Below are 14,424 nucleotides of genomic sequence, written 5' to 3' on the forward strand. Positions count from 1 at the left end.
TACCCGTTCCCCTCGCCTGGTCCGGTTCGATGTTCGCCTTTGGCCGCACGGGCCTCCGTCCGTGTGGCCGATTTTTCTTCTGGGCGATCAGGTCTCCTCGACCTGTTCGCCCGTTCGCGTTGTGCGCCACTTCGAAACGCTGCAGCCGAACTGGTTGCCGAACCAGCGCGAGAATGCGCTCAGCGACGAAAAGCCGAGCAGCGTCGCAACTTCGGACAGCGGGCGTGAGCGGTTCTCGATGTAGCTCGTGGCCAGCCCTGCGCGTGCCTCGTTCAGGATCTGCGAATAAGTGGTGCCATCCTGCGCCAGGCGGCGGTGGATGGTGCGCCGGTCCACTCCCAGGTGCTGAGCCACACGGTCGATCGAACACATGCCGCTTGGCAGCAATGCGTAGACGAGCTTGCGCACCTTGTCCGCCATGGTGGTATTCGATTGCGCCAGCAGCGTGCCCAGGTAGCGCTTGACCTGCTGCGCCATCACCGGGTCATAGGACGGCAGCGGCGCTTCCAGATCGGAGGCCACGCAGACGATTCCGTCGAAATCCTGATTGAACAGCGCGGGCATCCCGAACACGCGCAGGTATGTGGTCTGGCTTTCGGGCGGCGCGTGCGAAAAGCAGATGCTGCGCGGGCGCCACGCGGGCCCGAGAAACATGCTGAGCATCCGGAACATCACCCCGGCGGCCAGTTGAGTAGCCTGCCGCATCGAGCCTGCGGGCTGGTCGCTGAGGATCTGCAGGCGGATCACCACCAAGCCATCCATCTCTTCCACGCGCATTGCCAGGGACTCGTTCTGCAGGCCCATGTAGCGCACCATCGACTCCAGCGCGCGGCGCAGCGTGGGTTCCTCGCGGACCACGAAGGCAAGTGGCCCCAGGTTCGAGAACTGCCGCAACTCCGCCAGTCGCAGGCCGAAATCCTCCGCGTGCCCGTCGCGCGCCGACGCCTCGAGCAGACGCCCCACCGATGCGGCGGGGATGCGGATATCCGGGTCCAGCAGCACGTCCCGGTTGATCTTCGCGGCACGCAGCATCTGGTGCGGATCGAGCCCTACGGCGCGCGCAACTTCCATGTAATTGGTCAGGCTGGCACTGCGAAGAAAATAGGACATCGTGTTTTCCCTGAGTGTCCCGAAATGTAAATCGTGTGTCCCTGCTCGTCAAATATTTCAATGCCGTTCGTCGATACTTCCGGCACCGAAGTACGCATTCGAACAACAGGAGACACAGTATGCAGTTCCTCGACGACTCCCTGCACCCCGAGAACATGGACAAGGTTGTTATCACGGCGGCACCGTATGGCCCCGAGTGGATGCCGGAGGACTTTCCGGAAGACATCCCCGTGACGATGGAGGAACAGATCCAGAAGGCTGTCGACTGCTACAACGCCGGTGCCACGGTGCTGCACCTGCACGTGCGCGAACTGGACGGCAAGGGCTCCAAGCGCCTGTCGAAGTTCAACGAACGGATCGCTGGCGTCCGCGCCGCCGTGCCGCTGCGCAAGGCTGCCTGAGACATACCATGCCCGCCGCGAACCCCTGTATCAACATCTGTCGCATGGACCTGGCAGGCAAGTACTGCCAGGGTTGCCGTAGAACCACGGTCGAGATCGGTCTTTGGGAGAGCATGACCGAAGTCCAGCGCATCGAGGTGCTGGCCGACCTTCCCCTGCGCGCTCTGGGCAGGGGCGCATCACAGCAGCCGACATCGGGTCGACCCTGACCCGCGCCGCACTCCCTGCGGCGCACGTTTCACTGTTTCTCGCCGGACCTGCCATACGTTCGACATCTGTTCGACACTTTCCAGTCAGCCCAAAGCAGGCAGGTCCGGTCTTTTTCCCTTCCGTCTTTCCTCTTCTTTCCTCTTCTCGATTGTCGTTCGGTCCCCCGGTCGGATTACCCGTCCGTCATACCGCGTGCGTGACATGCGGGACATCCGCGTCGTCATACTCCCGAGAAATATCCTTGTTCGTATAGTCGCGCAGCTTTACGGCCGCGAAGACGCTGAGCGCTGCGCATACCAGCACATAGACCGCAATGGCATAGCCGGTGTGATAGTGGGCGAACAGCGCCGTGGCAATCAGCGGGGCCGGGCCGCCCGCGATCACGGAGGCTAGCTGGTAGCCCATCGAGGCCCCGCTATAGCGCAGGCGCCCTGTAAACGTCTCCGCGATCAATGCCGCCTGAGGGCCATACATCATCGCGTGCGGGACAAGCGACAGCACGATGGCGATGAACACCCACATCGGATTGCGGGTGTCGACCATCGCGAAGTACAGGAAGCCGAACACGCCGACTGCGATCGCGCCCGCGATGTACATGCGGCGCCGGCCCAGCACGTCGGACAGATGTCCAAAGTACGGAATGGTGAAGAACTCGACCACCGATGCCGCGAGCACGGCCAGCAGGAGCAGATCGCGCGACATGCCCAGCGTCATCACGCCATAGGTGAACACGAAGGCCGTAAAGATGTAGAACGGCGCCTGTTCGGCCATGCGGACCAGGGCCGACAACAGGATGTCCTTCGGCTGGCGTCGGATCACTTCCAGCATCGGCGTTTTCTCGATCCGATGCTCGGCCAGCAGCCGTGCGAAGACCGGTGTCTCCAGAATGTTCAGCCGGATGTAGAGCCCGATGCCGACCAGCACGATGCTCAGGAGGAATGGCACGCGCCAGCCCCAGGTCGAGAACTGATCGCCGGCCAGCCAGCTCATGCCCAATACCGCCAGGTTGGCCAGGAACAATCCCGCTGGCACCCCGAACTGCGGCCATGACGCGACCAGGCCGCGGTGCGAGTTGGAGCGTGCCCATTCCATCGACATCAGCACTGAACCGCCCCACTCCCCACCAACGCCAATCCCCTGGATGAAGCGCAGGACCGTCAGCGCCACGGCGCCCCAGATCCCGATTTGCGCATAGGACGGCACGAAGGCCACTGCGAACGTTGCCAGCCCCATCAGCAGCAAGGTGGCCACCAGCGTGGCCTTGCGACCGATACGGTCACCGTAGTGCCCGAAGATGGCCGCGCCGATCGGGCGCGCGATAAAGCCTACCGCGTAGATCAGGAACGCCTGCAGCGTGCCAACGAGTGGATCGGATTCCGGAAAGTACAGCTTGGCGAACACCAGGCCGGTTACCGTGCTGTAGAGAAAAAAGTCGTACCACTCGATCGTGGTACCCACGGTGCTTGCGATGACAGCGCGACGCAACTGCCGTCGTGCTTCTGCTTCGGGTAGGGGCACTGCCCCCGACTGCATGGGATCCATGATGCGTCCCCTGTCTGCATATACCGGTATAGACAGTAACAAATCTGTTACGGTTCCGGCGGGTGAGGCAGCCGCCTCGCACGGGATGACGGTCTCGCGTTTCAGTCTCGAATGCGATACGTGAGAGGCGTCGCGAACGTATTGGCGGAAACCCTGCCTTTGGCATTGACGAATTGCTAGTGCGTGCTGCGCGACACATCATGCTGATTCGATCGACTCGCCTTTCGTCATCGCATGAGCGCAATCCTGCAGGGCATCAAGGTACTGGACCTGACCCGTGTTGTGGCCGGGCCGTGGGCTACTCAGAACCTGGCGGACATGGGTGCCACCGTCTACAAGATCGAGAAACCCGGTGATGGCGATGACACGCGTCGGATGGGTCCATTCCTGACCGACGGCGATGGCAACGTGACGAACGACTCCGCGTTCTTCCTCTGCTGCAACCGCGGCAAGCAATCGGTCACCGTCGATATTTCGCAGCCGGAAGGCGCCGAACTGGTACGCCAACTGGCAGCGCAGTGCGATGTCGTCGTGGAGAACTACAAGGCGGGCAGCCTGAAGAAGTACGGACTCGACTACGAGAGCATCCGTGCGCTGCGTCCGGACATCATCTATTGCTCCGTGACCGGCTTTGGTCCGGATGGCCCTTACGCGCCCCGCCCCGCCTACGACTTCATCCTGCAAGGCATGGCCGGGCTGATGAGCACCTGCGGGCAGCCCGACGGCACGCCCGGCGCGGCGCCGATGCGAACCGGGATTCCACTGACGGATATCCTCACCGGGCTGTACGCATCGGTGGCACTGATGGGTGCGCTCTATCACCGCCAGGCCACCGGTGAGGGGCAATTCATCGATGCCGCGATGATCGATGCCGCAGTGGCCGCCAACGGCCATCTCGCGCTGGGCTATCACATGACGGGAAAGGTGCCGCAGCGCGCCGGCAACTCCAATCCGGTGGCATCGCCGTCCGAGGTGTTTGCCTGCCTTGACGGCCACGTTATCGTCGCCGCCGGTAACAACGGTCAGTTCGCGGCGCTGTGTCGCGTGATCGGGTGTACGTCGTTGATCGAAGATCCGCGATTCCTGCAGAACATGGACCGCGTGCGAAATCGCCCGGTTCTGCGCGAAGCATTAGGCGAACGTCTGCTGAACTGGCGTCTTGGCGATCTGATCCAGGCCCTGGAAGGCGCAGGCGTGCCATGTGGCCCGATCAACGGCATCGACGACGTTTTCGATGATCCGCAAGTCCGGCACCGCGAACTGCTGGTACGCCTGCCGCACGGCAGTGGTGTCGAGGCGCCGACCCTGCGCAGCCCGCTGCGCTTCTCTGCCACGCCGGTCACGATGACCGCGCCACCGCAACTTGGCCAGCATACCGAAGCGGCGCTGCGGCGCGAATTGGGAATGTCGGCAGCGGACGTGGAGGCCTTCCGGGAAAGAGGCGTGATCTGACGCAACGGACCACGGAATGGACGCGGGCTGCGCAAGGCAGCCCGTTTTTCATTGTGGTCGGGATATGCCGGCGCTACCGGCATATCGCATTAGTCCGCATCAGTCCGCATCAGTCGAGTTTTATCCCCGCCTTCTGCACCACGCTGGCCCAGCGCCCCGCTTCTTCCTTGATAAACGCCTGGAACTGATCCGCCTTGCCGCCGACCGGGTCAATGCCGTAGTCGATCAGCTTGGCCTGGACGTCCGGCGCGTGCACCACGGCGTCGAGTTCCGCGGACAGTCTGTCAACGATGGCGGTTGGCGTCTTTGCTGGTGCCAGCACGCCGATCCAGCTCGAGGGCATGATGTTCGGATAGCCGGCTTCAGCCATGGTGGGCACATCGGGTGCGGCCGGCCAGCGGCGCGGATTGGTGATGGCCAGCGCGCGAACCTTGCCTGCCTTCGCCAGCGGAATCATGGTCTGCACAGAGTCGAAGATCACAGCCACCTGCCCTGAGATAAGGTCTGGCAGCGCAGGCGAGATGCCCTTGTATGGCACGTGCGTCATCGTCATGCCCGTGCCCTGTGAAAACAGTTCGCCGGCCAGATGCGCGCCTGACCCGCTGCCGCTCGAGGCAAAGGTCATCTGGTCCGGATGCGCCTTGCCCCACGACACGAGTTCCTTTACCGACTTCGGCGGCAACTGCGCGCTCGAAACCATCAGTAGCGGAATACGTCCGATCTCGCTCACACCAGTCAGGTCCCGGATCGGGTCGTAGCTCATCTTTTGGTACAGGCTCGGGTTGATCGCGTGCGCGGCCACCACAACCAGCAGCGAATAGCCGTCCGGCGCGGATTTGGCGACGTTGTCTGAACCGATCATGCCGTTGGCACCCGGGCGGTTCTCCACTACGACCGGTTGTCCGATGCGCTCGGCCAGTTTCTGCATGACGAGGCGGGTTACCGCGTCCGACACGCCACCCGGCGGGTATGGCACCACCACGCGTACCGGCCGCGACGGCCAATTCTGCGTGCTGGCACTCTGCGCCATGGCGGGCACCGCGAGCATTAATCCACTGGCGAGTATTGCCGCCTGCACGAGCCGCCGCCTTGCGGCACGGCGGGAGTCCTTCTGCGCTGTCATCACCACTGTCTCCTCCTGGTCTTGTCGCTGTTGTCACATACCGGCGCCAGCCGCCTCGTTGATTCCACGTCGTCCGACTTCCTCTGCCCAGGCAATGGGCACCGACAGCGGAAAATCGAGCAGCATCTGCGCGAAGCTCTTGCCCAATGGGTCGGATCGCAGGCTCGCCACGCCGCCACCGGCAAGCGCGTCATGCATCAGGAAATTCAGCGCATTCAGCCCGGGTACCTCAAAACACTCCACATCACCCGCCACAAGATGCTCGAAGTACTGACCGACGGCCTTCGGCGTCAGTTGCTGGCGCAGCAACGCCAGATACTCGGGCTTGCGCGCAATCACGCCGATGTTCTCGTCATCGCCCTTGTCGCCACTGCGCGCGCACGCCAGCGCCACCAGCGGGCATGTCACGCGCGGGCCGTCAGGGATTGGGGCGGTGGTTAGCGCCACAGGCGCAGCGGCCTGTGGTGCGGCCTGTGGTGCGCCCATTTCGGCGGCGATGCTCAGGGCCACGCGGCGGTTGTCGAGTTCGACCGTCATTGGCACCGCATCCTTCGGCACAAGAAACGAGAAGACCTTGACCACCGGCTGGATATCTACGCGTCCCGAGAACGACGAGCGCGTGCCGGCCGCCATCGACGTGCCGGCGGAAGCGCATTCGCGCTGCAGGATGGCCAACGCCTTTGCCCGAGGGTGCCGGGCGCCGATGCGCAATACCACTTCGCGCGTGGGCAACTCGCGCGCATGGGGGCCGTAGTGCGATTCGCAACCAAGCAGTTCGACGATGGTCGCGCTGTAGTCGCCGAACCCCTGCTCGGCCATCATGTGGCGCGTGCGTGCAAGCAGCGCTTCGGCGGTACGGCGGGCTTTGGCCGGCGCGTCGATGCCGCGAATCGCCATCATCGGGCTGATCTGGTAGCCATCCTGCCAGGTGGCATTGGCCTTGTAGTGTCCGCCCGGCGGACGGCCCCGCGCGCCATGCACGCGAACATGCTCTTCGTCGATGACCTCGACTTGCACCTGGCGGAAATCGCAGGTCACGTCGGGCATCAGGTAGTTGGCCGGATCACCGACTTCGTACAGGATCTGCTCGGATACGGCCAGCGGATCGATCAGGCCACCGGTGTCGTCGGGCTTCGACAGCACAAAGCTGCCATCCTCGGCGCAATCGATGACGGGGTACCCGATGCGGTCCCACTCGGCCACGCGTTCCCAGTCGGTGAACAGCCCCCCCGTGGCCTGCGCGCCGCACTCGATAACGTGCCCGGCGAGCGTGCCAGCCGCGAGCCTGTCCCAGTCGTCCCAGCCCCAATCGAACTCATGCGCCAGGGCGCCGACCACCACCGCGCTATCCACGCAACGGCCGGCGATCACGATATCGGCGCCCATTTCGAGCGCTCTCGCGATGCCCTGCGCGCCGGTGTACACGTTCGCGGACCATGGCTCGGTGGTTGGCACAGCGCTACCGTCCAGTTGTGCCAATCCCCCATCGCACCAGCCCGGGAATGCGGCGCCGACATCGTCCCCAGTGACCACGGCAATCTTCGGCGACAGGCCCTGTTGCGCGGCAACCTTCAGCAACGCGTCGCGACAGCCCTGCGGATTCAGCCCACCGGCATTGGCGATGACGCGCACGCCCCGCTCCAGGATGGCGGCCAGATGGGGCGCGATCGCGGCGTGAACGAAGTCGGTGGCGTAACCCAGGGACGGATCCTTGGCGCGGGCACGGGCCAGGATCGACATCGTGGTTTCGGCCAGATAGTCATACACCAGGTACTGAAGTCCGGGCACCGTCAGTAACTGGGGCGTGGCGGTGGCCGAGTCGCCCCAGAAACCGCTGGCGCCACCGATGCGGACCGTGCGGGGCAGGCTCCGGCTGGTTTCCGTACCCCGGCGGCCGGTGGCGGAGGCGCGTTTCATGCCTTGCCCTCCCCTGCTTCCTCAGCGGCCACGCGCACCAGCAGGGTGCCGGCGCTGGCCTGTCCGCCAGCGCGTGCCGACAATTCAGAGACGACGCCGGCGAACGGGGCGACGAGCGTGTGTTCCATTTTCATCGCCTCCAGCACAACCAGCGACTGGCCCGCCTCCACACGATCACCTTCAGCCACGTTGACGGCCACGATCCGGGCGGTCAGCGGCGCGGTGAGAGCGCCCGATGACTCCCCTTCCGTATTTCGACGACGCGGGTCGTGTCGGGTGAAGCGCCAGGCCCGGCCGTCGGCAAACAGATGTATTGCCAGATCGTCGTCAGCATGGAGAACAGGCCGAGCCATACCGTCGCACTCGATCCATGCGGCCCCGTCGGCGGCATGGTCGCGGAGCATCCGCACGTGGACTGACTGCGCGCCCGTCTCTCCGCGCGCGCTGACGGTAACGCGCCAGCCTTCTTCTGTCGCCTCCACTGTCGATTCCCACGGTCTCCCTTCCGCGTGCAGCCGCACCGACGTTGTCATTCGCGATAGCGCGGCGGGCTCGCTCCGCGACAACTGACCAGATGCCGCCAGTGCGGCAATGGCAATCACATGACGGGATGGTTCGGCGGGTTGCAACGATGCCTGCATATGAGCGTCGACGAAGCCCGTGTGCACGTCATTGCCCGTGAACGCTGCGCTGGCAAGGCACGACGCCAGGAACGGCTGGTTCGATGGCACGCCGAGCAGCACGCAGTCCTGCACCGCACGCAACAGCTTCTGGCGCGCTTCCTCGCGCGTGCGCCCATGGGCCACAAGCTTGGCGATCATCGAGTCATAGTGCGTGGGGATGGTGCCCCCGGTCTCCAGCGCATGGTCGACGCGCACGTCGTGGCCAGACTCCGGGGCGCGCCAGCGCAGCACCGGGCCGCCCTGGGGAAGAAACCCCGCAGGCACGTCCTCGGCCGTCAGGCGCACTTCGATCGCGTGGCCGTCGAACGTCACCTGATCTTGCGTTGCTGGCAGCGTCTCGCCCGCGGCAACTTGCAGTTGCCATGCCACGAGGTCGAACCCGGTGATAGCCTCGGTCACGGCGTGTTCCACCTGCAACCGGGTGTTCATCTCCATAAAGTAGAAATTGGCGTCGGCATCAAGCAGAAATTCCATCGTGCCGGCGCCCACGTAGCCAATGGCCCGTGCCGCCCGCACGGCTGCCTCGCCCATCCTGGCGCGCAGCGCGGGCGATACCGCCGGCGATGGGGCTTCCTCGATCACCTTCTGGTGGCGGCGCTGCACCGAGCAATCGCGTTCGCCAAGGTGGATCACATTGCCATGCGCGTCGGCAAAGACCTGAATCTCGACGTGGCGTGGTCGGATGACGGCGCGTTCCAGGATCAACTCGTCGTTGCCGAACGCCGTCGCGGCTTCCGACCGCGCACTGGCGAGCGCCGCGGGCAACGCAGCGGCATCGGGCACCAATCGCATGCCGCGTCCGCCGCCGCCTGCTGCAGCTTTGACCATGAGCGGAAAACCGATGCGCCCGGCTTCTGCCAGCAAGGTCTTGTCGTCCTGCGCCTCGCCCTGATAGCCTGGCACGCACGGCATGTCCGCGGCCAGCATCAGGCGCTTGGCTTCGGCCTTGTTGCCCATGGCACGGATGGCGCTGGCCGGCGGACCGACGAAGACCAGTCCGGCGTCGGTCACAGCATCGGCGAACTCGGCGTTCTCGGCCAGGAAGCCATAGCCCGGATGGACGGCATCGGCACCAGCGTTTCGCGCGGCAGCGATGATGGCTGCAATGTTGAGGTAGGACTCACGCGGCGCGGCAGCACCGATACACACGGCCCGATCCGCGCTGGCCACGTGCGGGCTGTGGCGGTCGGCCTCGGAGTAGACGGCAACGGTGCCAAGCCCAAGTCGGCGGGCCGTCCGCATGATGCGGATGGCGATCTCGCCCCGGTTGGCCACGAGCACGGTATGGAAGGGTCGGCTGGAAGCTGACATGAAATGCTCTCTGGAAAGTTTCTTTGCGTTCAGACGCCCGTCGATTGCGCGGCGCAGACGATGCCGGCATCAAATCGCGTGACCCAGCGCGCATCGCGCTTTTCGCGGAAGGCCGCGATACCTTCTGCACCTTCGGTGCGCATGCACTGGGCAAACTGATGTGATGCGCCATCGAGCAGGCTGTCCACCGGCGTCTGGCCGCATCTGGCGACCAATGCCTTGAACTGGCGGTTGGCGTGTGGCCCGCAGCGTCCAATGCGGGTCAGCCACTCGGCGATCAGTTCGTCCAGTCCGGCGGCGTCATCGGCCAACTGGTCCACGAGCCCGATCGCCTCTGCCGCCACGCCGTCCAGACGCTCGCCGGTCAGGCCCAGGCGACGTGTCAGCGCGGCGCCGAGACGGCCTACGACGAACGGTGCGATCTGCGCGGGAATGATGCCCAGCGAGGTTTCCGACAAGGCGAACCGCGCCGCGCGGGTTGCGAGCACAACGTCTGCGGCACATGCCAGGCCCATGCCGCCGCCCATCGCCGGCCCGTCCACGGCCGCGATCACGGGTACCGGAAGTGCCGCCAGCCGTGTCATGAAATGACCGAACTGGCGGTTGCGCGCGGCAACCGGGTCTTCGTGGCCAACATCGGCGTCAAGCCGCGCCTGGAAATTGCCGACGTTGCCCCCGGCGCTGAAGGTTCCACCCGCACCGCGCAGCACCAGCGCGCGGATGCCGACGTCGGCTTCAGCCTGCGCCACGATGTCCGTCAACACGGCGACCACTTCCGGAGCGAGCGCATTGCGCGTGGCCGGGATGTTGAGCGTGGCGAACAACACGCCCTCCACGCAACGTACGATGACTGGGTTGGTCATGGCTCGTCTCAGCGGTCGTGGCGGGACATCAGCCCCATCTGCTTGGCAATTACCTGCAGCATCACCTCGTCGGCGCCACCACCGATCGATCCAAGCCGGAAATCCCGATACGCGCGATTGGCGTGGTTGTCCCACGTGTAACCCATGCCGCCCTGGAACTGGATGCACCAGTCGGCTATTTCGCGCGACAGGCGTCCCGCTTTTAGCTTGGCCATCGACGCCAGTTCCACCACATCCTCGCCCTGGATATAGGCTCGCGTTGCCACGTGAACCAGCGCGCGCAGCGATTCGAGTTCGGTCTTCAGTTCGGCGAGCTTGAACTGGATGTACTGGTTGTCGAGCAGCGGCTTGCCGAACGCTACGCGCTGGCGGAGGTAGTCGGCGGTCTCCTCGATCAGCGCGCTGCACGCCAGCCGGCGGGCTGCACCGTTCAGGCGCTCCTCCTGAAACTGCTTCATTTGATAGATGAAGCCCATGCCCTCCTCGCCAATACGGTTGCGCGCCGGCACGCGTACGTCATCGAAGAAGATCTGGGCGGTGTCCGAGCACCACATGCCCATCTTGCGGATCTTCTGCACTTCCACGCCGCGCACGAGTCGGCCGTTTTCCCGCAACGGCACGATGATCAGCGACTTGTTCTTGTGGACCGGCCCGTCTGACGTGTTGCAAAGCAGGCAGATCCAGTCGGCCTGCGTGCCGTTGGTGATCCACATCTTGGAGCCGCTGATCACGTAATCGTCGCCGTCGCGACGTGCGCGTGTCTTCAGCGATGCGACATCAGAGCCCGCTCCGACTTCCGACACGCCGATGGAGACCACCATCTCGCCGGCGATGGCAGGTGCCAGGAATTCGCGCTTGAGCGCGTCAGAGCCGAATGCCGCCAGTGCAGGCGTGGCCATGTCGGTTTGCACGCCGATACCCATCCCAACACCTTGCGCGCGTGCGTGGCCCAGGGCTTCGGCGGCGGCGACGGCGTACGAGAAATCCAGGCCCAACCCGCCGTATTCCACAGGCTTGGTGATACCGAGGAATCCAAGCTCGCCCATCTTCCGGAATAGCGCGTGGGCGGGAAATGTCTCCGCTGCTTCCCATTCGTCGACGAACGGGTCGATCTCGGCCGCGACGAACCGGCGAATACTGTCCATGATGCTGCGGTGGTCCTGGGTATAAAGCATCTGTGTCTCCGGGGTACCTTGTTTGTTCAGATCTGATGAGGTGCGAAAGCGTCGGAAGCGTCGGAAGCGTCAGAAACGCGCAACGCCGAACTGCATCGCGCGGGGTGTGCGGGCGGCGGCTTCTCGCGCGGTGGCCAGTACAAAGGCCAGCACCGCGCGTGTGTCGCGTGGGTCGATCACACCATCGTCCAGCAGCAATCCGCTGGTGACGAACGCGCTGCCCTGACGCTCGAAGTTGGCGACGATCTCGGCGGTCTGCGCGGCCAGCGCCGCCTCGTCCACTGGCACGCCCTTGCGCGCGGCCTGCTGACGGGCCACGATTTCGAGTGTCATCGCAGCCTGCTCTCCGCCCATGACGGCCGTGCGCGCGTTGGGCCACGAGAAGCAGAAGCGCGGATGGAAGCCACGGCCGCACATGCCGAAATTGCCGGCGCCGAAGCTCGCGCCGCAGTACAACGTGACGTGTGGAACCGTGGAGTTGGAGAGCGCCTGAATCATCTTCGAGCCGTGCTTGATCATGCCGGCCTCCTCCGATGCCTTGCCGACGATGAAGCCCGTGGTGTTCTGCAGAAACACGATCGGTGTGCCGGACTGGTTGCAGGCCTGAATAAACTGCGCGGCCTTGGTGGCGCCAGCCGGATCGATCGGGCCATTGTTGGCGATAAAGCCGACGGCATGGCCTTCGATGCGGGCATGTCCGCAGACGGTGCCCGGTCCGTAGTCGGGCTTGAACGGCAGCCAGGCGGAGTCATCCACCAGCCTGGCGATAACTTCGCGCATATCGACCGGACGCTTGTGATCCAGGGTCATGACACCTTCGAGCTCGGCCGCGGGGAGCTTCGGCGCCCGTGCCGGCCGTGGCGGCGTCTGATCCACACGGGGCCAGTCGAGGCTGGCGACGATGTCCCGTGCCGTGGCAATGGCGTGTTCGTCGTCCTCGGCCAGATACTCGGCCAGACCGCTGACGGTGGCGTGTAGATCCGCGCCACCCAGTTCTTCGTCGGTGGCAATCTCGCCTGTTGCGGCTTTGAGCAGCGGCGGGCCGGCCAGGAAGGCGCGGGCGCGCTTGCGGACCATCACGACGTAATCGGACAGGCCCGGCATGTACGCCCCGCCGGCCGTGGACGAGCCGTGGACCACCGTAATGACCGGTAGCCCGGCTGCCGAGAGCCGCGCCAGGTTGTAGAAGATCGTGCCGCCTCGCACGAATTTGTCGACCCTGTACTTGCGCAGGTTCGCGCCGGCCGACTCCACGAGATGGATCAGCGGCAACCGGTTCTCCAGCGCGATGTCCTGGCAGCGCATCAGCTTCAGGTTGCCGGCCTCGGTCATGGCGCCGGCGTCGATGCCTGAATCAGTGGCCAGCACCATACAGCGCACGCCGCTCACAAAGCCGATTCCGGCCACCAGCGAGCCGCCGGGAATCGACGTATCGGGATTCGGATCGTCCAGCCCATATCCCGCAAGCGTGGCCAGCGGCAGGAATGGCGCACCGGGGTCGAGCAGACAGGCAACTCGCTCGCGCGGCAGCAGCGCCCCGCGTTTCTGAAAGCTTGAGCGAGCACGCGACGAGGCGTCGACGGCTCGCTGTTCCAGCGCGCGCAGCCGGTCTGTCAGCGCCTGCATGCCAGCACGCTGCGTGGCAAAGGTATCCGAGGTGGAATCAATCCGGGTATCGAAGGGGATCATGGTGGGAGACCGGCTGGCGTCCGATAGCGCGTGTTGGCTTGACGGGTTATATGAAGTGAGTCCATTGCAATCCACCCTTCACCGCCGGACAACCACAACGGGCGTCGTTGTGCATAATGTGCACAACTTAGGTATTAACCCTGCAACCTACACTCGCCCTGCCGGTCTCCTTATGCCTTTGAGCGCCAAAGCGGATGCCCCCCTCCCCCAACCCGGGGTGCAAAGCCTGGCACGCGCCTTTGCGCTGCTGCACCTGCTGGGCACACACCACGACCCGGGATTGACCCTGCCCGAGCTTGCCACGCTGGCGAATATCGATCGCACTACCGCGCATCGCATGATCCGTTTCCTGGAGGCGGCGGGATACGCCGAGCGCGAACCAGCCGGCAAGCGCTATCACCTGGGCAGCGCGGCCATGGCGTTGGGCCTGCGGGCAATGAACCGACCGCCTCCCGATAGCCGCATCGTCACGCGGATGAAGGCGGTGGCGCGTCTGACTGGCGATGCGGTGTTCCTGATTGGGCGTCTAGGCGACCACGGACATTGCCTGCACACCGAGGAAGGCGCGCATCGCATCAAGACCTTTGATCTGTTGACTGGCACGTCGCGGCTGCTGGGTCAGGGCACGGCGAGCATGGCGCTGATGGCAAGGCTGGATAACGACGAAATCCGGAAGCACTACAACCGGCATCGGGCGGAGTACGAGAAAGGTGGATTGAGCCTGCTGGCACTGTTGCGCGGCGTGGACCGCAGCCGCAAGCTTGGTTATGTGCTGGCTGGCGCCGGCGGGGTGGCCGGCGTGGGCTACCTGTTGCCACTGGCGCTGGAGGGCGACCTGGCAGTGAGCGTCGTGTCCGCCGCGTCACGGATGCCCGTGTCGCGGCGTCACGAAATCGGCGCGCTATTGCAGGCGACATTCGGCGCAGATTGAGCCCCGAAGCCGCCAAT

11 protein-coding genes and 1 pseudogene are annotated in these 14,424 nt (G+C 64.7%); 4 read left to right on the plus strand and 8 right to left on the minus strand.

All coding sequences use genetic code 11. The features are described from left to right. Nucleotides 1-87 precede the first annotated feature (87 nt). A complete protein-coding gene (locus RN01_RS24715; protein WP_011516464.1) occupies nucleotides 88-1,110 on the minus strand; it encodes an AraC family transcriptional regulator in 1,023 nt (340 codons plus the stop codon). A gap of 119 nt (nucleotides 1,111-1,229) precedes the next feature. On the opposite strand from RN01_RS24715, the pseudogene RN01_RS24720 reads away from it, so the two are divergent. Continuing rightward, a pseudogene (locus RN01_RS24720) lies at nucleotides 1,230-1,493 on the plus strand (3-keto-5-aminohexanoate cleavage protein); the annotation flags it as partial. A 26-nt stretch (nucleotides 1,494-1,519) separates the two neighbouring features. Next, nucleotides 1,520-1,720: a DUF1289 domain-containing protein gene (locus RN01_RS24725; protein ID WP_017513851.1), complete on the plus strand. Its 201-nt coding sequence runs from the start codon at nucleotides 1,520-1,522 to the stop codon at nucleotides 1,718-1,720. 184 nt (nucleotides 1,721-1,904) lie between these two features. On the opposite strand, the gene RN01_RS24730 is transcribed toward RN01_RS24725, so the two are convergent. Continuing rightward, a complete protein-coding gene (locus RN01_RS24730) occupies nucleotides 1,905-3,263 on the minus strand; it encodes an MFS transporter (RefSeq protein WP_017513852.1) in 1,359 nt (452 codons plus the stop codon). 234 nt (nucleotides 3,264-3,497) lie between these two features. On the opposite strand from RN01_RS24730, the gene RN01_RS24735 reads away from it, so the two are divergent. Next, entirely contained in the window at nucleotides 3,498-4,715 is a 1,218-nt protein-coding gene (locus RN01_RS24735) for a CaiB/BaiF CoA-transferase family protein (protein ID WP_024570289.1), read from the plus strand. A gap of 109 nt (nucleotides 4,716-4,824) precedes the next feature. Here RN01_RS24735 and RN01_RS24740 read toward each other — a convergent pair whose 3' ends face one another. The 6 genes from RN01_RS24740 to RN01_RS24765 all read right to left on the minus strand — a co-directional run bounded on the left by RN01_RS24740 (nucleotide 4,825) and on the right by RN01_RS24765 (nucleotide 13,476). Next, nucleotides 4,825-5,838 carry a tripartite tricarboxylate transporter substrate binding protein gene (locus RN01_RS24740; protein ID WP_024570290.1) on the minus strand — a complete coding sequence of 338 codons (1,014 nt, stop codon included), beginning with the start codon at nucleotides 5,836-5,838 and terminating at the stop codon, nucleotides 4,825-4,827. A gap of 33 nt (nucleotides 5,839-5,871) precedes the next feature. Then, nucleotides 5,872-7,755, minus strand: coding sequence for an acyclic terpene utilization AtuA family protein (locus RN01_RS24745; protein WP_029700348.1), 1,884 nt, complete (start codon nucleotides 7,753-7,755; stop codon nucleotides 5,872-5,874). Next, nucleotides 7,752-9,749, minus strand: a complete 1,998-nt coding sequence (locus RN01_RS24750; protein WP_024570292.1) for an acetyl-CoA carboxylase biotin carboxylase subunit — start codon at nucleotides 9,747-9,749, stop codon at nucleotides 7,752-7,754. Before RN01_RS24750 ends, RN01_RS24745 begins: the two co-directional genes overlap by 4 nt. Nucleotides 9,750-9,778: 29 nt before the next feature. Further along, complete coding sequence (locus RN01_RS24755) at nucleotides 9,779-10,612, minus strand: enoyl-CoA hydratase/isomerase family protein (RefSeq protein ID WP_017515862.1); 834 nt, start codon at nucleotides 10,610-10,612, stop codon at nucleotides 9,779-9,781. An 8-nt stretch (nucleotides 10,613-10,620) separates the two neighbouring features. After that, a complete protein-coding gene (locus RN01_RS24760) occupies nucleotides 10,621-11,787 on the minus strand; it encodes an acyl-CoA dehydrogenase family protein (protein ID WP_024569370.1) in 1,167 nt (388 codons plus the stop codon). Nucleotides 11,788-11,856: 69 nt separating this feature from the next. After that, nucleotides 11,857-13,476, minus strand: coding sequence for an acyl-CoA carboxylase subunit beta (locus tag RN01_RS24765; RefSeq protein WP_024569369.1), 1,620 nt, complete (start codon nucleotides 13,474-13,476; stop codon nucleotides 11,857-11,859). A gap of 217 nt (nucleotides 13,477-13,693) precedes the next feature. On the opposite strand from RN01_RS24765, the gene RN01_RS24770 reads away from it, so the two are divergent. Next, on the plus strand, nucleotides 13,694-14,407 hold the full coding sequence (locus RN01_RS24770) for an IclR family transcriptional regulator (protein WP_017514815.1): 714 nt from the start codon (nucleotides 13,694-13,696) through the stop codon (nucleotides 14,405-14,407). The last annotated feature ends 17 nt before the right edge of the window (nucleotides 14,408-14,424 follow it).

This window comes from Cupriavidus sp. SHE (assembly GCF_000812445.1).
Taxonomy (GTDB): Bacteria; Pseudomonadota; Gammaproteobacteria; order Burkholderiales; family Burkholderiaceae; genus Cupriavidus; species Cupriavidus metallidurans.

Bases quoted from the DNA above. Each gene is read 5' to 3' on its own strand.
- RN01_RS24740 (WP_024570290.1), bottom strand. From the start codon at position 5,838: ATGACAGCGCAGAAGGACTCCCGCCGTGCCGCAAGGCGGCGGCTCGTG.
- RN01_RS24745 (WP_029700348.1), bottom strand. From the start codon at position 7,755: ATGAAACGCGCCTCCGCCACCGGCCGCCGGGGTACGGAAACCAGCCGG.
- RN01_RS24735 (WP_024570289.1), top strand. From the start codon at position 3,498: ATGAGCGCAATCCTGCAGGGCATCAAGGTACTGGACCTGACCCGTGTT.
- RN01_RS24750 (WP_024570292.1), bottom strand. From the start codon at position 9,749: ATGTCAGCTTCCAGCCGACCCTTCCATACCGTGCTCGTGGCCAACCGG.
- RN01_RS24755 (WP_017515862.1), bottom strand. From the start codon at position 10,612: ATGACCAACCCAGTCATCGTACGTTGCGTGGAGGGCGTGTTGTTCGCC.
- RN01_RS24715 (WP_011516464.1), bottom strand. From the start codon at position 1,110: ATGTCCTATTTTCTTCGCAGTGCCAGCCTGACCAATTACATGGAAGTT.
- RN01_RS24760 (WP_024569370.1), bottom strand. From the start codon at position 11,787: ATGCTTTATACCCAGGACCACCGCAGCATCATGGACAGTATTCGCCGG.
- RN01_RS24725 (WP_017513851.1), top strand. From the start codon at position 1,520: ATGCCCGCCGCGAACCCCTGTATCAACATCTGTCGCATGGACCTGGCA.
- RN01_RS24765 (WP_024569369.1), bottom strand. From the start codon at position 13,476: ATGATCCCCTTCGATACCCGGATTGATTCCACCTCGGATACCTTTGCC.
- RN01_RS24730 (WP_017513852.1), bottom strand. From the start codon at position 3,263: ATGGATCCCATGCAGTCGGGGGCAGTGCCCCTACCCGAAGCAGAAGCA.